The 18,032-nt window shown below is 65.5% G+C and carries 17 protein-coding genes and 2 pseudogenes; 8 read left to right on the top strand and 11 right to left on the bottom strand.

Going from position 1 to position 18,032, the window contains the following annotated elements; all coding sequences use genetic code 11:
• From trpA to DN824_RS21515, 4 genes are all read left to right on the top strand, one after another.
• A partial coding sequence (gene trpA, locus DN824_RS21530; protein ID WP_138410366.1) for a tryptophan synthase subunit alpha occupies positions 1-447 on the top strand: 447 nt, incomplete at its 5' end.
• Positions 448-671: 224 nt separating this feature from the next.
• Positions 672-1,991 carry a type II toxin-antitoxin system HipA family toxin gene (locus tag DN824_RS21525; RefSeq protein WP_138410365.1) on the top strand — a complete coding sequence of 440 codons (1,320 nt, stop codon included), beginning with the start codon at positions 672-674 and terminating at the stop codon, positions 1,989-1,991.
• 5 nt (positions 1,992-1,996) lie between these two features.
• Complete coding sequence (locus DN824_RS21520) at positions 1,997-2,296, top strand: helix-turn-helix transcriptional regulator (protein ID WP_138410368.1); 300 nt, start codon at positions 1,997-1,999, stop codon at positions 2,294-2,296.
• A gap of 66 nt (positions 2,297-2,362) precedes the next feature.
• Positions 2,363-2,692 carry a DHCW motif cupin fold protein gene (locus DN824_RS21515; protein WP_138410364.1) on the top strand — a complete coding sequence of 110 codons (330 nt, stop codon included), beginning with the start codon at positions 2,363-2,365 and terminating at the stop codon, positions 2,690-2,692.
• A gap of 68 nt (positions 2,693-2,760) precedes the next feature.
• Here DN824_RS21515 and DN824_RS21510 read toward each other — a convergent pair whose 3' ends face one another.
• Complete coding sequence (locus tag DN824_RS21510) at positions 2,761-3,450, bottom strand: class I SAM-dependent methyltransferase (RefSeq protein WP_138410363.1); 690 nt, start codon at positions 3,448-3,450, stop codon at positions 2,761-2,763.
• A 264-nt stretch (positions 3,451-3,714) separates the two neighbouring features.
• Here DN824_RS21510 and DN824_RS21505 point away from each other — a divergent pair, with 264 nt between their 5' ends.
• Both DN824_RS21505 and DN824_RS21500 read left to right on the top strand, forming a co-directional pair.
• On the top strand, positions 3,715-4,527 hold the full coding sequence (locus tag DN824_RS21505; RefSeq protein ID WP_138410362.1) for an AraC family transcriptional regulator: 813 nt from the start codon (positions 3,715-3,717) through the stop codon (positions 4,525-4,527).
• A 95-nt stretch (positions 4,528-4,622) separates the two neighbouring features.
• Positions 4,623-5,009, top strand: coding sequence for a cupin domain-containing protein (locus DN824_RS21500; protein ID WP_138410361.1), 387 nt, complete (start codon positions 4,623-4,625; stop codon positions 5,007-5,009).
• 111 nt (positions 5,010-5,120) lie between these two features.
• Here the strand turns inward: DN824_RS21500 and DN824_RS21495 are convergent, their stop codons facing one another.
• From DN824_RS21495 to DN824_RS21470, 6 genes are all read right to left on the bottom strand, one after another.
• Positions 5,121-6,740: an MFS transporter gene (locus DN824_RS21495; RefSeq protein ID WP_138410360.1), complete on the bottom strand. Its 1,620-nt coding sequence runs from the start codon at positions 6,738-6,740 to the stop codon at positions 5,121-5,123.
• Positions 6,741-6,792: 52 nt separating this feature from the next.
• A complete protein-coding gene (locus DN824_RS21490; protein WP_138410359.1) occupies positions 6,793-8,793 on the bottom strand; it encodes an amidohydrolase in 2,001 nt (666 codons plus the stop codon).
• A 71-nt stretch (positions 8,794-8,864) separates the two neighbouring features.
• On the bottom strand, positions 8,865-9,137 hold the full coding sequence (locus tag DN824_RS21485) for a XapX domain-containing protein (protein WP_138410358.1): 273 nt from the start codon (positions 9,135-9,137) through the stop codon (positions 8,865-8,867).
• An 80-nt stretch (positions 9,138-9,217) separates the two neighbouring features.
• Positions 9,218-9,898, bottom strand: a complete 681-nt coding sequence (locus tag DN824_RS21480) for a hydrolase (RefSeq protein WP_138410357.1) — start codon at positions 9,896-9,898, stop codon at positions 9,218-9,220.
• 143 nt (positions 9,899-10,041) lie between these two features.
• Entirely contained in the window at positions 10,042-10,746 is a 705-nt protein-coding gene (locus DN824_RS21475) for a pirin family protein (RefSeq protein WP_138410356.1), read from the bottom strand.
• 399 nt (positions 10,747-11,145) lie between these two features.
• A complete protein-coding gene (locus DN824_RS21470; protein ID WP_138410355.1) occupies positions 11,146-12,774 on the bottom strand; it encodes a methyl-accepting chemotaxis protein in 1,629 nt (542 codons plus the stop codon).
• A 353-nt stretch (positions 12,775-13,127) separates the two neighbouring features.
• On the opposite strand from DN824_RS21470, the gene DN824_RS21465 reads away from it, so the two are divergent.
• A complete protein-coding gene (locus DN824_RS21465; RefSeq protein WP_241666758.1) occupies positions 13,128-13,601 on the top strand; it encodes a nuclear transport factor 2 family protein in 474 nt (157 codons plus the stop codon).
• Between the two features lie 47 nt (positions 13,602-13,648).
• Here DN824_RS21465 and DN824_RS21460 read toward each other — a convergent pair whose 3' ends face one another.
• The 4 genes and pseudogenes from DN824_RS21460 to DN824_RS21445 all read right to left on the bottom strand — a co-directional run bounded on the left by DN824_RS21460 (position 13,649) and on the right by DN824_RS21445 (position 16,771).
• Positions 13,649-14,119, bottom strand: a complete 471-nt coding sequence (locus tag DN824_RS21460) for a nuclear transport factor 2 family protein (RefSeq protein ID WP_138410354.1) — start codon at positions 14,117-14,119, stop codon at positions 13,649-13,651.
• A 51-nt stretch (positions 14,120-14,170) separates the two neighbouring features.
• A pseudogene (locus DN824_RS22925) lies at positions 14,171-14,375 on the bottom strand (cupin domain-containing protein); the annotation flags it as partial.
• Positions 14,376-14,428: 53 nt separating this feature from the next.
• On the bottom strand, positions 14,429-15,553 hold the full coding sequence (locus DN824_RS21450) for an MBL fold metallo-hydrolase (protein ID WP_241666757.1): 1,125 nt from the start codon (positions 15,551-15,553) through the stop codon (positions 14,429-14,431).
• 168 nt (positions 15,554-15,721) lie between these two features.
• The gene (locus DN824_RS21445) at positions 15,722-16,771 is read right to left on the bottom strand and encodes an NAD(P)-dependent alcohol dehydrogenase (protein ID WP_138410352.1); all 1,050 of its coding nucleotides are present in this window, start codon (positions 16,769-16,771) and stop codon (positions 15,722-15,724) included.
• A 271-nt stretch (positions 16,772-17,042) separates the two neighbouring features.
• Here DN824_RS21445 and DN824_RS21440 point away from each other — a divergent pair.
• Positions 17,043-17,961: pseudogene (locus tag DN824_RS21440) on the top strand (LysR family transcriptional regulator); the annotation flags it as partial.
• Positions 17,962-18,032 lie beyond the last annotated feature (71 nt).

Here is an 18,032-nt window from a genome sequence, read left to right as displayed (position 1 = left end):
GGCGTCGACGGCCTGATCGTCGTCGACCTGCCGCCGGAACATAACGAAGACCTCTGCGACCCGGCCCAGGCCGCAGGCATCGACTTCATCCGCCTGACCACCCCGACCACCGACGACAAGCGCCTGCCGGTCGTGCTCAACGGCAGCTCCGGCTTCGTCTACTACGTCTCGGTGGCCGGCGTGACCGGCGCCGGCTCGGCGACCCTGGAACACGTCGAAGAAGCCGTGGCGCGCCTCAAGCGCCACACTGACCTGCCCGTCGCCATCGGCTTCGGCATCCGCACCCCCGAACAGGCCGCCGCCATCGCCCGCCTCGCCGACGGCGTGGTGGTCGGCTCGGCCCTGATCGACCAGATCGCCAAGGCCGAAACGTCCGAGCAGGCCGTCGAAGGTGTGCTCAACCTCTGTCGCGAACTGAGCGCCGGCGTGCGGAACGCCCGCGGCTGATCCTTCGTCGCAACGCACGAAACCGCTGCGCCCGATAAGGGTTCAGCGGTTTTTTAATGCCTCTCGGGCATTCTGCAGGGCTGCGCTCGGCTGTGGGAACGCTCAGAACTTTTGCATTAAAATGCAAATCGCGCGAGACCCAGCTAATGTAATTTGCATTATGTTGCAACCTTCTGCGCCAGCGCATAGATTCTTTGCATTGAAATGCAATTCCGGCGGTCGCCATGACACAGTCGCTGACGCTGCAACTCTTTGCCGAAGCTCGATGGCAGGACGCTGCCGTTCTGACGTTCGAGCATCCGAGAAAAATCGATACGGCTCGCTGCGCGATGGGTTACGTCCAATCGTATCTGGTCGACCATCTCGACGCGCTCGATACACCCTTCGCCCCATCCGTTGCGGTATGCAGCCGGCTCGGCTGGAACAGCCAGCATACGGTGGGCTTTCCTGCCTTCATCTATGACCTGCTGCCATCGGGCGCCGCGCGCGCATGGTTGCTGAACCGGTTCGGCCATGAGCGACCGGAAAACCTCGATCTCAACCTGTTCCTGCTCGAGCGCTGCACCCCTGCGCCTGTTGGACACCTGCGAGTGAAGGAAGCCGTTGCCCACCTTGGCGAGAGTGCCACCACGGCATTCCCCCGCTCAGAAATCGTCTCGCGTACCAATAGCTTCCTCGAGTACGCCTACGAACAGGGCGCTGCCATTGGCGGTGCGACGGGCGCGGGTGGCGAAGCACCCAAGCTGCTGCTCGCCGAGGACGCCGCAGGCGGGCTGCATGCGGACGCCACGCTGGCCGATGAAAAGGTCCGTCGGCACTGGCTGGTGAAATTCGCACGCAACCAGGCCGGCGAGCGGGACCAGGACATTCTGCGCGCCGAATACCACTACTACCGCGCGGTCGGCCAACTCGGGCTGGACACCATCGCTGCCGATGGGCTGGCGCTGGAAGAAGATGAAAAACCCAGCCTGTGGATGCCCCGATTCGATCGCCGAATCGTAGAGGGTCACGTTGAGCGGATCGCCGTGGAGTCCATCTATTCGGTCTGCAATAACGTTCAGCCGGGGTCCCACATGGCCCACGAGCACGTGATAGCACGGCTGGTCGAACTGTGGGTCGAGGCCGGCCAGAAGGCCGAGGTGGAGGATCTGGTCTTCGAGTATGTCCGACGCGACCTGCTGAACCGCCTTCTGGGCAATTCCGATAACCATGGCCGCAATACCTCCATCCTCCGGCATGCCGACCGGCTGACGCTGGCGCCCATTTACGATCTTGCCCCGATGGTGCTCGACCCCGAGGGCATCACGCGAACCACCAAATGGCAGGACGAACGACTCGGCGAGCCCCGATGGCGCGCGGTGTGCGACGCGCTCTCGCCCTTCGCGACGCCTGACGTGACCTATGAGCGCCTTCGCGACGCGGCGCGCTCGTTCCTGGCCCTGCCGGACCTGCTGACCGACCTCCCCCCTGCGATCAGGCAGGCCCAAAGTCGGCTGCCCGTGTTGAAGGCCGAAACCCGTCTGAAAGAATGGGGACTGTTATGAAGCACATGGCAATCGAAGAGCGCGACCGCTTGATTCGCGCCATCTGCCAGGACGTTGCCGAGGGTCGACTGGATATGCCCGAGGCCATCCGGCAGCTGCGCGTGGAGGTCACCGGCCTCAACCAGGCTACCTTCGCCCGTATGTGCAAAATCTCCATGCGTGCGCTCAACCATCTGGAGCACGGCGACGGCAACCCCACGCTCAAGACGCTGCAATCCGTGTTCAAGGTGTTCGGGATGCGGATCTCGTTGGCGATGGTGGATGCCTATGCCGGACCAACAGAGCAGGCGAGATCATCCGAGTAGGCGAGATCTGCCACTCTTGCGCCGGCCCGAGCCGCTCGCGTAATCCACCGTCGTCAAAGGACCTCCATGGAGATCAAGGACATCCCCTTCGGCATCACCGACTGGTCGGGCGTCGAACCCACCGAGCACCCAGGCGAAACCGGCACCGCCCACTGGCGCACCCGCCAGTTCGGCCCGATCCGCGTGCGTATGGTCGAGTACACCCCCGGCTACCTCGCCGACCATTGGTGCAACAAAGGCCACATCCTCCTGTGCCTGGAGGGCGAACTGCATACCGAACTCCCCGACGGCCGCCGCTTCACCCTCACGCCGGGCATGAGCTATCAGGTGGCGGACGGGGCCGAGGCGCATCGGTCGTTCACTGCGGTGGGGGCCAGGTTGTTCGTGGTGGATTGATGCGCAATGGGGCAGCTCGAACCTGCCTCGGCCGGAACGGCGCTTACGCTCTGCATGAAAGCGGACAGTCATCGAGGCCCGGCGGCCGCAACCCAGCCACGGAACGAAAGCGCGGCATAGAACAATGCAACGTCAACGAAACCGGCCTCCCCGAGCAGCGCCTCGTCCTCGGCCGGTGCAAGCAGCGGCAGACGCTCCGTCATCGCCTGGCCCGACGCCTGGGCTTTAGCCCAATCGACGGCACCACGATCGGAAAAGGCAACGGAGCGCGCCATCCAACGCCCAGGGTCCGGCCCGACCGCCGCGTGATGGGCGATCACCAGACGTGCACCCGGCCTCAAGCGGCGGCGGATTTCCTGCAACGTGTGCAGCCGCTCGCTTCGGTCGAGGAAATGCAGCGTGAGCAGGCAGCTGGCGCCATCGAAGGGCCCGCCCGGCGCCTCGTCGACGGTGCCCTGCAGGAGATCGACGCGATCCGCGAACGGCAGGACGGCCTGGCGCGCAAGGTCCAGCATGGCCACCGAGGGATCGACACCGGTGAAACGCCACCCAGGCCTTGCCTCGGCCATGGCCCGCGTTTCCAACCCGCCGCCCGCACCGACCACGAGGATGTGCGCGGCGCTCGGCGCCCGCTCGGATAGCAGCAGGGTCGCCATGCGATGGAGATCGCCCAGCCCCGGCACCTTGCGCGGCGTATCCTGAGCGTACGACGCGACGGCCGCGGCGTTGGTGAAGGGGGATTGGTTGTCCTGGCTCATGGCTGCTCGCCGAAGGCAAGCCTGAGGCGGGTGTGGTACGACATGGCGTCTCCTTTGAGCATGCGTTCGCTGTACGGGCTAAAGTGGGCGAGGCTATCTAGAGCACCACTTGATGGTTCGGATGCTGCCTTATTATATGTATCTTTTGAAGCTACCTTTTTAAAGGCAATGAATGCCGTGCCTTCAGGCGCCGCAGAAGCTCGCTGTGCTCAGCCATGAAGCGGTTTGGCGATGACGCTCGGATAAACAGAAAGGCCCTGGCGGATGAACAGACCCAGCACCGAGCGCGACTGGCTAGCGCGCGCGACCCCGTCGAGCAAGATGGAGCGCATCGAGGCCTATTTCCGTGGGCACGGCTATACGCCCCATCGGCATGACACCTACGCCATCGGCCTCACGCTTTCGGGCGTGCAGAGCTTTCATTATCGCCAAGCGATGCGGCACAGCCTGCCGGGCGGCGCCCTCGTGCTGCACCCGGACGAGGTCCATGATGGCGAGGCCGGTACCGAGGCCGGCTTCCGCTATCGAATGCTCTACATCGAACCGTCATTGATCCAGGATGTGCTGGGCGGCGAGCCGTTGCCTTTCATTCAAGGCGGGCTGTCCAACGATCCTCGGCTGCTTTCAGCCACCCGTCGCCTGCTTTACAGCCTGGACGCCGCACTCGACCCGCTCGAAGAAGACGACGCGATCTACGATCTGGCGCAAGCGCTGAAGGTCGCGGCAGGCAAGCGACGCGGCCGCCAGGCGGTGGACTACGTCGCGGCCGAGCGAGCCCGCGCCTTCATTCACGATGCCCTCGGGCAGGGCATCACCCTCGATGACCTGGTGCAGGCCAGCGGCCGCGACCGCTGGAGCCTGTCGCGGGATTTCCGCGCGCTCTACGGCACCAGCCCCCATCGCTACATCACCCAGCGGCGCCTTTCAGAGGCGCGCAACCGGCTGCTGGCGGGTCAGTCGCTAACCGATACGGCGCTTGAGAGCGGCTTCTTCGATCAAAGCCACATGACCCGCCTGTTCACCCAAACCTTCGGCATATCGCCGGCGCGCTGGTTGAGGATGATCAGGAACCGATAACCGCCCCAGGCGAACCTTGCACGATCATGCAATACGGAGGGCAGGCACGACGCTAGCGTAGTGGGCACTCACCACACCGGACAGCGAGCCTCGCCATGACAACTCACGCAACACCCTCGACTTACTCTGCCATCAACTTCGCCGAGAAATATGCACTGTTCCATGAACAATGGGCGCCCAAGGTCGTCGCCGAGATGAACGACTACCAGTTCAAGATCGTCCGGCTGGAGGGCGAGTTCATCTGGCACACCCACTCTGATACCGACGAAACCTTCATCGTGCTGGAAGGCGAGCTGGTCATTCATTTCCGCGACGGTGAAGTAAGAGTGGGCGCCGGTGAGATGTACGTGGTGAAGAAGGGGATCGAGCACAAGCCCAGCGCCGCCCGCGAGACGAAGCTGCTGCTGATCGAGCCGAAGGGCGTATTGAATACCGGCGACGAGACGAATGAGTGGACAGCTGTGAATGATGTCTGGATTTGATTGAGAGCGGCCAGCAAGCGGAGGGGACTGAAATAAATCCGTCCCCTTTTGGCCGGTCGCCTTTTGGCCGACATGATCTGGCCCCAGCGCTCTTCAACAGGCGAAGCAGCCCTACGCCCGCCCCTTCCCCGGCTGGTTGAACGCCAGGAAATGCCGCACCACGGGGCGGGTTTCGCCCCGGTGGAAGCGCAGCACTTCGCTCTGGATATCGGCGTCCGCCTTGGATACCCGCTGATGCTGGCGCAGGTGTTCGGCCCATGATTCCACGTGGAACCATTCGAGCATCAGCTGCGGATCGGCCGCGTCCTCGGCGACACCCCAGGCGTAGGCGCCGTCGCGGCGGCGTTCGGCCGACAGCCTGGCGAGCGCCTTGAGAAAATCGGTGCGATCCTCGGGAGCCACGCGGTATTCGATCTGGATCAGCACCGGCCCGCGGTCGTGCTCGACCGGGGCGGCGGTCAGCGGTTCGGGCCAGTGCCGGGAGGGCATCAGGTCGGCGTCACCCTTGGGCAGCTTGAGGCGATGGGCCGCGATGCCCGCCACGATCAGCCCGATGGCGCCGACCAGCAGCGCGTACGGTACGCCGATCAGCTGGGCGATCGCGCCCCAGCTCAGGCTGCCGACGGTCATGGCGCCGTTGAACACGGTGAGGTACACGGCCAGCGAGCGGCCTCGCACCCAGTTGGGCAGGATGGCCTGCGCCACGCCGTTGAGCGTGGTCAGCGCGGTGATCCAGGCCGCGCCCAGCAACAACAAGGCCGCCACGGCCGCCCACTGTGGCGGGGCGAACGAGAGAAAGGCCATGACCGCGGCCGTCACCAGCGCCGCCAGCAGCAGCAGGCCATCGGCACTGAGGCGGGCGCGGAGCATCGGCATGATGATGGCGCCACCGATCGCGCCCAGGCCGACGGCACCGAGCAGGATGCCGTAGAAGCCCGCGCCGCCGCCGAGCAGCCCGCGCGCCACCAGCGGCAGCAGTGCCCACACCGAACTGGCCAGGGCGAAGAACACGAAGGCGCGCAGCAGCACCACATGCAGTTCGCGGCTGGCGCGGGCGTAGCGCAACCCCGCGCGGAAGGCGCCGACGAAGCGCTCCGACAGGACATCCTGGGCAGCCGGCGGCCGGCGCCACCACAGCAGCGCGGAGATGACGAAGACATAGGTGATGACGTCGACGCCATAGGTGAAGGCGGCGCCCAGGCTGGCGAGGATCAGCCCGCCCATCGCCGGCCCGATGGCGCGGGCGATGTTGATGCCCAGCGAGTTGAGCGCCACCGCGCTCTTGAGGTCCTTGCGTTCCACCAGTTCAGGGACGATGGCCTGCCAGGTCGGCCCCATCAGCGCCGCGCCGACCCCGCCGAGGAAGGTCAGGCCCACCAGGGTGGCGATCGACTGCAGCCCGGTGGCCGACAGCAGCATCAGGCAGATGCTGACGCTGGCGAGCAGCAGCTGGATGGCGATGAGAAATTTGCGTCGGTCGAGAATGTCGGAGAGCACGCCGGCGGGGATCGCCAGCAGGAAGATCGGCAGCGTGGCGGCGGCCTGCACCAGCGCGACGGCGGCCGGCGACGGCGACAGGTCGGTCATGATCCAGGCGCTGGCGACGTCGCGAATGAAGCTGCCGGTGTTGCCGATGATGGTCGCCACCCACAGGACCGTGAACAGCCGCTGCCGCAGGGGCGCGAAGCTGCCCTCCGACGCGGAAGCCGGCTTGGCGGATTCAGTGCTCATGGCGTCCTCGCGCGTTCAGGACGTGATTGGCTGTCGGCATGGCCCGCCTCCCCTACACGGCCCAGCAGGAGCAGCCCAGGGCGCCGAAAAAGCTCCGGTAGTCCGACACCGGCGCGCGGGACGCCCAGGCGCGCGCGTGGTCGTGGCCATGCAGCCCGCAGGCGCTGGCGCAGCCACAGGTCGCCGCCGCGTGGGCCTGCACCGGCGCCAGCGAGTTCCGCCCGGCCCCGTCGGGTTCGCCCCAGGCGCCGTAGCCCTTGAAGGTGCGCGTCGGCGACCAGTCGGGCATGGCCGGTGGCGGCGGGTTGTCGTCCAGCGGTGCGAAGTCGCCGGCACCGTAGACCACGCGCCCGCCGACCACGGTGAGGTCGGAGGTGAGGAAGGAAATCTCGTCCTCGGGTACCTGGAAGTAATCCTTGCTCGGCACGATCAGGTCGGCGAACTGGCCCGCTTCGATACGCCCGCGCGTGCCCTCCTCGTTGGAGAACCAGGCGACGTTCTCGGTCCACATGCGCAGCGCGGTCTCGCGGTCGAGCAGGTTGGCGCGCGGATACAGTCCGAGGCCGCCGACCGTCCTGCCGGTGACCATCCAGGCCAGGGAGACCCAGGGGTTGTAGGAGGCGACCCGCGTGGCGTCGGTGCCGGCCGAGACCTTCACGCCCTTCTCCAGCATGCGCCTGACCGGCGGCGTGGCCTCGGCGGCGCGGGCGCCGTAGCGCTCGACGAAGTATTCGCCCTGGTAGGCCATGCGGTGCTGCACGGCGATGCCGCCGCCGAGCGCGGCGATGCGGTCGATGGATTCATCAGAGATGGTTTCGGCGTGGTCGAAGAACCAGTTGAGGCCGGCGAGCGGAATGTCCTGGTTGACCTTCTCGAACACATCCAGCGCCCGGGTGATGGTTTCGTCGTAGGTGGCGTGCAGCCGCCAGGGCCACCGGTTCTGCGCGAGGATGCGCACCACCTCTTCGAGTTCGCCTTCCATCTCGGGCGGCATGTCGGGGCGCGGCTGGCGGAAGTCCTCGAAGTCGGCCGCGGAGAACACCAGCATCTCGCCGGCGCCATTGTGGCGGAAGTAATCGTTGCCCTGCTTGTAGGTCACGCTGGAGGTCCACTTGAGGAAGTCTTCCTTTTCCTCCTTGGGCTTCTGGGTGAACAGGTTGTAGGCCAGCCGCACGGTCATCTGCCCCTCGTCGGCGAGCTTCTGGATCACCGCGTAGTCTTCGGGGTAGTTCTGGAAACCGCCGCCGGCGTCGATCACGCCGGTCACGCCCAGGCGGTTGAGTTCGCGCATGAAGTGGCGGGTGGAGTTGACCTGGTAGTCGAACGGCAATTTCGGCCCCTTGGCCAGGGTCGCGTAGAGGATCATCGCGTTGGGCTTGGCCAGCAGCAGGCCGGTGGGGTTGCCGTTGGCGTCGCGGCTGATCTGCCCACCCGGCGGCTCGGGCGTGTCGCGGGTGTAGCCCACGGCGCGCAGGGCCGCGCCGTTGAGCAGCGCGCGATCATAGAGATGCAGCAGGAACACCGGCGTGTCGGGGGCGACGGCGTTGATCTCTTCCAGCGTTGGCAGGCGCTTCTCGACGAACTGGTGCTCGGTGAAGCCACCGACCACCCGCACCCACTGTGGCGCGGGCGTGATGGCGACCTGGCGCTTGAGCATGTCCATGGCGTCGGCCAGCGAGCGCACGCCATCCCAGCGCAGCTCAAGGTTGTAGTTGAGGCCGCCGCGGACCACGTGGGTGTGGTTGTCGAACAGGCCGGGCAGCACGCCGCGCCGCTTCAGGTCGACGACCCGTGTGCCGTCGCCCGCCAGGGCCAGGATGTCCTGGTCCGTACCGACCGCCAGGAACTTGCCCTCCCTGATCGCGACCGCCTCGGCCACCGGCTTGGCGCGATCGAGCGTGGTGATCTGGCCGTTGTGGAAAATGATCTCGGGAACGGAATCGGTCACGGTGAATTCTCCTGTTCTGGGACTTTCGGCGGCGACGCGGCGTCCCAGCACGCTACCCAGCGCCAGCGCCGAGGCGGCGCCAAGGAACCTGCGGCGAGAGGTCATGGGCTGCTGCCCTCATGTCCGTGGATTGGACGGAGCCCGCTCGAGCCGGTCGGCAGGCGAGCAGGCCGTGCTCAGGTGCGATGGCTGTCCTCCGACTGCTGTCGGGCATGCCGGCCGGGCAGCTGACCGAACAGGTGGCTGACCGTGTGGCTCTTGTCGCAGGCCGAGCTGAATGCCGTGCCGGCGAGCAACTGCTTGCCGACCGGGATGATCTGCTCGCCGATCAGGATGCCGAGCAACCCGACCAGGGCCACCAGAGGCGGCGCCGGGGAACGCACGTTGAGCAGGCTGTAGACGACGCCGACCAGCAGGCCGGCGCCCAGGGACCAGGCGTAGAGTTTCATGCATCACCTCGCTGACCGGGCGGAGCCATCGCCCGGCGTACGGACGACGGCTCCGATCATGGGCTTGGCTCTCGATGGCCTTAGCTGGCCGGGTTGGGCCCGATGCGTCCGCCGTGCTGCACGCGCTCCGGCGCCTTGTGCACCATGGTGTAGGCGTAATCCACGCCCATGCCGTAGGCGCCGGAATGCTCCTGGACGATCTTGATGACGGCGTCGTAGGTTTCCTTGCGCGCCCAGTCGCGCTGCCACTCCAGCATCACCTGCTGCCAGGTCATCGGCACCATGCCGGCCTGGACCATGCGGTCCATGGCGCACTTGTGCGCCTCGACCGAGGTGCCGCCGGAAGCATCGGCGACCATGTAGATCTCGTAGCCCCCTTCCAGCGCCGCGCACAGCGCGAAGGTGGTGTTGCACACTTCGGTCCACAGGCCGGAGACCACCACCTTCTTGCGACCGTTGGCCGCCAGCGCGTCGCGCACGTTCTGGTCATCCCAGGAGTTCATCGAGGTGCGTTCGAGAATCTTGTGCTCGGGGAAGACGCCCAGCAGCTCGGGGTAGGTGTTGCCGGAAAAGCTCTCGGTCTCGACCGTGGTGATGATCGTCGGGATATTGAACACCTTGGCCGCCTTCGCCAGCCCCACGACGTTGTTCTTCAGCGTCTGGCGGTCGATGGACTGCACCCCGAAGGCCATCTGCGGCTGCTGGTCGATGAAGATCATCTGGCTGTTTTGCGGGGTCAGCACTTCAAGATAGTTGGACATGGCGCCCTCCTTAGGATGTACGGTTTCGAAAGCGGCGATATGCGTTGCTGCCAGCGCAGCGTTCGGCCGGACGTTGGCGCGAGCGTCATCGTTCCGACCCGGTGCAGGGATGCCGCAAGCCCATCACCAGGGTTACTGCGACTTCAGCCCGCGGCATCCACCAGCACCAGTTCGGCTTGCTCGCTGGCGGTGATGCGAATCACCTGCTCGTCATGAATCGCGGCGCCATCGCCGGTATCGAGCCTTACGCCGTTGATCTCGACCCCTCCGCGGGCCGGCACCAGGTAGCCGTAGCGGCTGGCGTCGGAAAAGCGGTACTCGACCGTCTCGCCAGCGTTGAGCGTCGCGCCCAGCACCCGCGCATCGGTGCGGATCGGCAAGGCGTCCTCGTCGCCCTCGATGCCGCTGGCGAGCGCCAGGAAGCGGCCGGAGCGGTCGCCCTTGGGGAACGGCTTGGAGCCCCACGAGGGCGGCTCGCCTTCGCGGTTCGGGAAGATCCAGATCTGGAATATCCGCGTGATGCCCTGCTCATGGTTGTACTCGGAGTGACGGATGCCGGTGCCCGCACTCATCACCTGGACATCGCCGGCCACGGTGCGGCCTTTGTTGCCGAGGTTGTCCTCATGGGTGATCGCCCCTTCGCGCACGTAGGTGATGATTTCCATGTTGGCGTGGGCGTGCGGCGGGAAGCCGGTGCCCGGCGCGATGGTGTCGTCGTTCCAGACCCGCAGCGCACCCCAGTGCATACGTGTCGGGTCGCGATACTCAGCGAACGAGAAATGGTGCTTGGCATTGAGCCAGCCGTGGTCGGCTCCACCGAGGCGGTCGAAAGGACGGCGTTCGATCATGCTGTTCTCCAGGCCGAATACGATAACGATGGAGACACTATAGGCAGCTGGTATTAGCGCGAGGCTGGAAGCGATGGAAGGTAAGTTTTAATAAATTCGCTATATATAAATTTTTATTTATTTCCAGTTCAAATAAAAACTTCAACAACCCCTTTGTTTTAAATACAACCGAAATAACCCCGGACTTCGATACTTCGTTTAACGATCGAAACAACCACTGAAAACCGGTTCTTTCTGCCGGTCCCGACATGGAAAACTGTTTGGGGGTGTTTCCTCGATCGCTTCATGCCCGCCCGCAGGACGTTCCGCCCATCAAAGCCGAGCAGCAGGCCCAAACGAAAACGCCCCGACAAGTGTCGGGGCGTTCGTCTTTAGCGTTGCCTTAAGGCGCTCGCGGCCTCAGGCGAGCTTGAAGCGCGTGACCAGGCCGTTCAGGTCGACCGCCAGGCGTGCCAGTTCCTGGCTGGCGGCGTTGGTCTGGTGGGCGCCGGCGGAGGTCTGCAGCGCCAGGTCGCGGATGTTCACCAGGTTGCGATCGACCTCACGGGCCACCTGCGCCTGTTCTTCCGAGGCGCTGGCGATGACCAGGTTGCGCTCGGTGATCTGGCTGAAGGCCGCGGTGATCTGCTGCAGCGCTTCGCCCGCCGCATGGGCGATGTGCAGAGTTTCCTGCGCCTGCTGGTTGCCGGTCTGCATGGCGGACATCGCCTGCTCGGCGCCCTGCTGGGTGTTGGCGATCATCTGCTCGATCTCGTGGGTCGACTGCTGCGTCCGGTGCGCCAGGGCACGGACCTCGTCGGCCACCACCGCGAATCCACGTCCGGCGTCCCCGGCGCGCGCCGCTTCGATGGCCGCGTTCAGCGCGAGCAGGTTGGTCTGCTCGGCGATGGAGCGGATCACGTCGAGCACGGTGCTGATGTTGCGCACGCTGCCGGCCAGCTGAGTGACCTGCTCGACGGTGCTGCCGGCATTCTCGGCGACATGGCCGATCGAGCTGATGGTCTCTTCCACCTGCTGGCGTCCGCGCCCGGCGGTCTGGTCGGCGGTGCGCGAGGCTTCCGAGGTGGCGGTGGCGTTGCTGGCCACTTCGTCCACGGCGGCGGTCATTTCGTTCACGGCGGTGGCGGCCTGCTCGATCTCCTGGTTCTGCTGCTGCAGCAGGCGGCTGGAGTTCTCGGTCACCGCGTTGAGCTCTTCGGCCGCCGAGGCGAGCCGGGTCGAGGAATCGACGATGCTCTGCAGGGTGCCCCGCAGGCTCTGCTGCATCCGCTGCAGCGCGCCGAGCAGCCGGCCCGGCTCATCGTTGCCGTTGACGTGGATGGTACGCGCCAGGTCGCCATCGGCGATCGCCTCGGCCGCCCGTACCGCCTCGCCGAGCGGCGCGACGATGCTGCGGGTGAACAGCGTCGCGAGCAGGATGGTCAGCGCCACGGCGAGCACGATCGACACCATCACACCGAAATTGGCGCGGTCGTACTGGGACTGCGACTGGCTGGCAACCGAGGCGGCGGCGGCGTTGTTGATCTTCACCAGCTCGGCGAGCTGGGCGCCGAGCTTGATCGACAGCAGGTTGTAGTCGCCGCCGAGCAGTGTCCGCACACCCTCCATGTCGCCCGTGTCGGACAGCGCCACCAGACGCTTGTGGATGTCCACGTAGGCGGTCAGGGCTTCCTTGAACTGGGCGAACTGGGTCCGTTCGGCCTCGCTGGCAATGAGTCTTGAGTAGCCGTCCACCGCCGTGCTCAATTCCTGCACCAGCTCATCGCCGCGGGCGATGGTGCTGCGCAGCTGCGCTTCTTCGCGATCGACCAGAATGCGGAACGAGATGATCCGCAGGCGCAGCATCCGGTCGCTGATCGCGCCCAGCGAGACGAAGCTGGGCAGGGTGTTTTCCATCACCGCCACCGTGGCGCCGCGAATTCCTTTCATCTGGCTCTGGGCGAAGAGCCCGAGCACGATCACCAGCAAAGCCACCGAGGAAAATCCGAGCACCGCTCGGGGGCCTACTTTCAGGCGTCTTAACAACATGTGGAGCCTCCATCGTCCGTTTGGCCCCACGGCAAAGAAAACCGTCCCGGGCTTCCTGGGTATATCGACGCGCGGGGAGGATTCGTGAAGCGTCGCCGGCGTAATCGCGTTCGTATTGTCGGAAGGGGCCGTTCCGGACTCGCTAACGGCGGCCTGGAGCGCCGGCTTTTTGGGGCGATGGAGCCGTGGGGCCACGGGACAAGCGCAGCCTGGGGATGAGCGAGCGAGTCCGGCGCAATGGGCAAGAATGCCCCGGCCTTGGGCAAGCGCGGGCTGGCGGGATTCCCCTAAGGTCGACTCGGTCAGGCCCATCCGGTGCTGCCTGGATCGATCCCTTGGAAAGGAGGTGCTTCATGTTCGCCACATCCCGCCTGTATCTCTCGATGACCGGCTTGCTGCTCGCCCTTGCAGGCTTCGCCGAAGCCCGTGAACGCGACGAGGCATCACACAATACGACGCTGGTACAAAAGGCGTTCGACGACTGGAAGGCCGGGCGCGGCAGCGTATTCGACCTGCTGGCCGACGATGCCCAGTGGACGGTTGCCGGCTCCAGCCCCGACTCGGGCACCTACCGGTCCCGTGAGGAATTGATGACACGCGCGGTCGTGCCGATAAACGCGCGGCTCAGTACGCCCATCACGCCCGAGGTGAAGCACCTCGTCGCGCAGGGCGACGAGGTGGTGGTCCTGTGGGACGGGCGGGCGATGGCAAAGGACGGAAGCTCTTACGAGAACAGCTACGCCTGGCACCTTGTCTTCGAGGACGGACGCATCACGCGCGTGACGGCGTTTCTCGATACCTGGCAGCTCGATCGACTGATGCGCTGAGCCCTGTCGCGGCCGAGGCGGCGCACGGCGCGATCAGCTGGGCCGGCTTACCGGCCGCCCTGCGCGGAGCCGCCATGCAGGCTCGCATTACCCCAGCTGCGCAGGGCGTTCTGCTTGATGCTCGCGATCTTCCAGTACCCGTCGACGGGGCTGAGCCCGAATTCATAGCTGCCACAGGAATGGAAGAAGTCCTCATCCGCCGCCCCGGGCAACGAGCTGAACCGCAGGATCAGGTAGTTGCACCGTGCACTGACGCGGGTCTGCGAGACCTGGGTAACGAGCAGGTTCGAGAAGCTGTGATGCTTGGCCAGGCTGTCGACCGCCTTGCGCCGGCGCTCGACGAAGTCCTGGCCGCTCATGGTCGAAGGCGCCTCCCGGCCCGAGGAGGCGTAATCGATCGCCACCTCCGACGCCAGGCAATCGGCCATCGATGACCAGTCCTTCTGGTCGAAGGCGAGGAAGAATCGGCAAAGCACGTCGTTGATATGAACGAAAAGACTCGGATCTACTGGTTTCACACGGTGCTCCTGACTCAGCGCTATGAAGTCGCCACGCTAGTTTTCCCCTTTTGTACTGCTGATCGCTAACCTTTTCGAGCCACTCCACGTTCCGGCCCTGTTCATCGACACCGGTGACCGCAATGTGCGTCATGGCGGTTCCAGGCGCCGCCCCATGCCAGTGCTTGACGCCGGGCGGGCACCACACCACGTCCCCGGGTTTGATTTCCTGGACCGGCTTGCCCCACTGCTGCGTGCGGCCCACACCGGCAGTCACCGCATCGTGGGTTCTCCCTGTGAGTTCATGTTCAACCGGCCGGATCGAGGGGCTCACTCGATCGACTCCCACCAGGGCCGGAAGGTCTGTTCGAGGCCATCGAGGTAGACAGGGCTGCCGATCGGTGGCGTCCACAGCGCGTAGTCGCGGTCCTGGCTGGCAACCGTGATGCGCTTGAACGAGTCATCCCAATCGTGAGGAGAGATCGAAAAGCGCCCAACATGCCCTGGGGTAAAGGCTCTGGCGCGCAAGTCCTCGGCGGCCTGCGCAGCCTGTTCCGGATTCATGTGGACGTTCGCCCAGCGCGGGTCGTACTGGCCCGAATCGAGCGTCACCCAGTCGAATGGACCGAAACGCTGACCAACCTCGGCGAAATGCGGCCCGTATCCGGAGTCGCCGCTGAAGAAGATCCGGCGCTGCGGGGTCACCAGCGCGAAGCCGACCCAGAGCGACCGGTCCCTGGTGAAGGTGCGTCCGGAAAAGTGCCGAGCGGGGCTGATGTGGATCTGCAGCGAGGGCGACTGAGCGATCGTCTCGTACCAGTCCGCTTCGCGCACGGTGCCCATGTCGTAGCCCCAGGACTCGAAGTGCGCACCGACGCCCAGGCCGGTGATCACACGCCCGACCCGGGGCCGCAGCGCCATGACGCTCGGGTAATCCAGGTGATCGTAGTGATCGTGGCTGATCAACAGCACATCGATCGCCGGCATGTCGTCGACGCCATAGAGGCTGGTGCCCTCGAACGCCACATTCGCCATCGGCACGGGCGCGGCATTGGTGCTGAACACCGGGTCGATCAGCAGGCGCTGCCCACCCAGCTGCACGTAATAGGAGGAATGCCCCAGCCAGACCACCAGGTCCTGCGCGGCATCCAGCGCCTTGAGGTCCGTCTTGATCGCGGGTAACGCCTTGGGAGGGCGGGGGTTTCCCTTGTCGCCGAAGAGATCGCCCAACATGATCGACAGCTGCGACTCCTCCGTGGTCATCAAGGGTGTGTCGATCTGGTTGCGGAACACACCGCCGGCCTGGTTCGGCGAACGGTCGAGTCGGGCCAGCCCTTCCCCCTGCGGCAGCTCCCCGAAAAGCGGATGCTGCAGGTACGCCGCGACCGCCAGTGCGCCGAGCACCGCGACCACCCCCGTTGTCTTTACTACTGCGCGAATCATGCTGCTGGCCATGTGGGTCGGATCGGTTGCAAGGCGTTGGTGGAAAGCGGCCGCAGCCGTGGCCATCCGCTTCATCTGCGCTCAAAGGCAGTGCCTGGGCTGAACGCCCCCACCGGTACTCGCTGCCACGGTGGAGCGGGTACCGGCGAACCGGCATGGCCTGAACGGATGCCCGGGCGATCAGCCGGCCAGGGTGGCGGTGTCGATCACGAAGCGATACTTGACATCGCCCTTGAGCATCCGCTCGTAGGCAGAGTTGATCTCGTCGGCGCGGATGAGCTCGATGTCCGCGACGATGCCGTGCTCGGCACAGAAATCGAGCATTTCCTGCGTCTCGGGAATGCCGCCGATCATCGAGCCGGCCAGGGAGCGGCGCTTGAAGATCAGGTTGAACACGTCCGGCGAGGGGTGCGGCGAGGCCGGTGCCCCGACCAGGGTCATGGTGCCGTCCCGTTTGAGCAGCGCCATGAAGGCATCGAGGTCATGAGGTGCGGCCACCGTGTTGACGATCAGATCGAAGCTCTTGGCCTGCGCGGCCATCTGCGCGGCGTCGCGCGACACGACGACGTCATCCGCCCCAAGCGCCTTGGCGTCCGCCACCTTAGACTCGGAGGTGGTGAAGGCCACCACGTGCGCACCCATCGCATGCGCCAGCTTGATGCCCATATGGCCCAGGCCGCCGATACCGACGATGCCGACCTTCTTCCCCGGGCCCGCATTCCAGTGGCGCAGCGGGGAATAGGTCGTGATGCCGGCGCAGAGCAGCGGCGCGACGGCCGCGAGCTGCGCCTGCGAGTGTCCGATGCGCAGCACGTAGCGCTCGTGCACCACGATCTGCTGCGAGTAACCGCCCAACGTCCAGCCCGGAGCATCCGGCGTCGGGAAGTTGTAGGTACCGATCATGCCGTCGCAGTAGTTCTCCAGGCCCTCGTCGCAGTCGTGGCAGTGCTTGCAGCTGTCGACGATGCAACCCACGCCAACCAGATCGCCGACCTGGTGGCCGGACACATGGGCGCCCACCGCCGATACGCGCCCGACGATCTCATGGCCTGGCACGCAGGGGTATTGGGTTCCGGCCCATTCGGAGCGCACCTGGTGAAGGTCCGAGTGACACACGCCGCAGTAGGCGATGTCGATCTGCACGTCATGCGCGCCGGGCGCGCGGCGGCTGATCTCGATGGGCTCCAGGGGACGCTCTGCGGCATGAGCTCCGTACGCTTTAACGGTCATTTCATCACTCCTTCAGGGTGCTTGGCTCAGGCGCTTCGCCGACAGGGCGCAGGCGCCGCTCAACCGGGCTCAGCGATTCCCGGCGCCAGTTGCCGGCGCCCCACGGGCGTCGCTTGCGCGGGTCGCCATGAGGGTAGTTGCCTGCTCAAGGCCGACGTACCGCCGACATGCGGTCTGGCATTTTCGGGAAACGTCGACCGCCTGATTAGCTAATGAATGCTTAAAAGCCCTATAACCTTAGCTAATCAATCAGGCATGCCACACTTGCCCCATGGTCAGACGCAACCTCAACGATCTCCTGTCCTTCGTCACGGTCGCCCGCGAGGGCAGCTTCACGCGCGCGGCCGCCCAGCTGGGCGTCACCCAGTCGGCCCTCAGCCAGGCCGTCAGCGGGCTGGAGAAACGGCTGCAGATTCGCCTGCTCACCCGGACGACGCGCAGCGTCTCGCCCACGCCTGCAGGGGAGCGGTTGTTGCAGGCCATCGGTCATCGCTTCGACGAGATCGAGGCGGAGCTGGACGAGCTGACGGAGATGCGCGACAAGCCGGCCGGGACGGTGCGAATCACCTGCAGCGACCACGTGCTGCGCACGACGCTGCTACCAAGGCTTTCGCCCCTGTTGAGGGCATTTCCCGACATCAACGTCGAATTCGACGTCAACTACGGGTTCAGGGACATCGTGGCCGATCGCTTCGACGCGGGGGTTCGATTGGGCGGCACCATCGACAAGGACATGATTGCGATACCTATCGGCCCGAAGTTGCGGATGGCCGCGGTGGCGTCACCGTCCTACTTCGATGGGCATCCGATGCCCCGCACGCCCGATGACCTGACGGCCCACCGCTGTATCAACATGCGGTTTCCCACGCATGGCGGGCTGTATGTCTGGGAGTTCGAGCGCGGGGAGCAACAGCTCAATGTCCGCGTCGACGGGCAACTCGTGTTCAACAGCACGCCGCACATCGTGCTCGCGGCGCTCGAAGGGCTGGGTATCGCGTTCCTCCCGGAGGAGGAGTTCCGGCCGCACATCGAGGAAGGCCGGCTGATGCGGGTACTGGAGGACTGGTGCGCGCCTTTCGATGGCTATTACCTGTACTACCCAAGCCGCAAGCAGCCCTCACCGGCCTTCACGCTGGTTGCCGACGCGCTGCGTTACCGGGCACCGGCTCGGTGATACGCTCACAGGCGGTGCGTCCAGGCCGTCTCAGGGGCTGTCCACGATCGGCCAACGGCTTCCAGCGAAGCGCCTGGCCCGGCCAGC

The sequence above is a fragment of the Stutzerimonas nosocomialis genome (genome assembly GCF_005876855.1).
Classification (GTDB): domain Bacteria; phylum Pseudomonadota; class Gammaproteobacteria; order Pseudomonadales; family Pseudomonadaceae; genus Stutzerimonas; species Stutzerimonas nosocomialis.
The sequence above is the reverse complement of the archived record's forward strand: the minus strand, read 5'-3'. Positions and strand labels throughout refer to the sequence as shown.

What these genes read in the sequence shown, in the direction of transcription:
- DN824_RS21525 (WP_138410365.1), top strand. Translation starts at nt 672, where the DNA reads ATGACACAGTCGCTGACGCTGCAACTCTTTGCCGAAGCTCGATGGCAG.
- DN824_RS21520 (WP_138410368.1), top strand. Translation starts at nt 1,997, where the DNA reads ATGGCAATCGAAGAGCGCGACCGCTTGATTCGCGCCATCTGCCAGGAC.
- DN824_RS21515 (WP_138410364.1), top strand. Translation starts at nt 2,363, where the DNA reads ATGGAGATCAAGGACATCCCCTTCGGCATCACCGACTGGTCGGGCGTC.
- DN824_RS21510 (WP_138410363.1), bottom strand. Translation starts at nt 3,450, where the DNA reads ATGAGCCAGGACAACCAATCCCCCTTCACCAACGCCGCGGCCGTCGCG.
- DN824_RS21505 (WP_138410362.1), top strand. Translation starts at nt 3,715, where the DNA reads ATGAACAGACCCAGCACCGAGCGCGACTGGCTAGCGCGCGCGACCCCG.
- DN824_RS21500 (WP_138410361.1), top strand. Translation starts at nt 4,623, where the DNA reads ATGACAACTCACGCAACACCCTCGACTTACTCTGCCATCAACTTCGCC.
- DN824_RS21495 (WP_138410360.1), bottom strand. Translation starts at nt 6,740, where the DNA reads ATGAGCACTGAATCCGCCAAGCCGGCTTCCGCGTCGGAGGGCAGCTTC.
- DN824_RS21490 (WP_138410359.1), bottom strand. Translation starts at nt 8,793, where the DNA reads ATGACCTCTCGCCGCAGGTTCCTTGGCGCCGCCTCGGCGCTGGCGCTG.
- DN824_RS21485 (WP_138410358.1), bottom strand. Translation starts at nt 9,137, where the DNA reads ATGAAACTCTACGCCTGGTCCCTGGGCGCCGGCCTGCTGGTCGGCGTC.
- DN824_RS21480 (WP_138410357.1), bottom strand. Translation starts at nt 9,898, where the DNA reads ATGTCCAACTATCTTGAAGTGCTGACCCCGCAAAACAGCCAGATGATC.
- DN824_RS21475 (WP_138410356.1), bottom strand. Translation starts at nt 10,746, where the DNA reads ATGATCGAACGCCGTCCTTTCGACCGCCTCGGTGGAGCCGACCACGGC.
- DN824_RS21470 (WP_138410355.1), bottom strand. Translation starts at nt 12,774, where the DNA reads ATGTTGTTAAGACGCCTGAAAGTAGGCCCCCGAGCGGTGCTCGGATTT.
- DN824_RS21465 (WP_241666758.1), top strand. Translation starts at nt 13,128, where the DNA reads ATGTTCGCCACATCCCGCCTGTATCTCTCGATGACCGGCTTGCTGCTC.
- DN824_RS21450 (WP_241666757.1), bottom strand. Translation starts at nt 15,553, where the DNA reads ATGGCCAGCAGCATGATTCGCGCAGTAGTAAAGACAACGGGGGTGGTC.
- DN824_RS21445 (WP_138410352.1), bottom strand. Translation starts at nt 16,771, where the DNA reads ATGACCGTTAAAGCGTACGGAGCTCATGCCGCAGAGCGTCCCCTGGAG.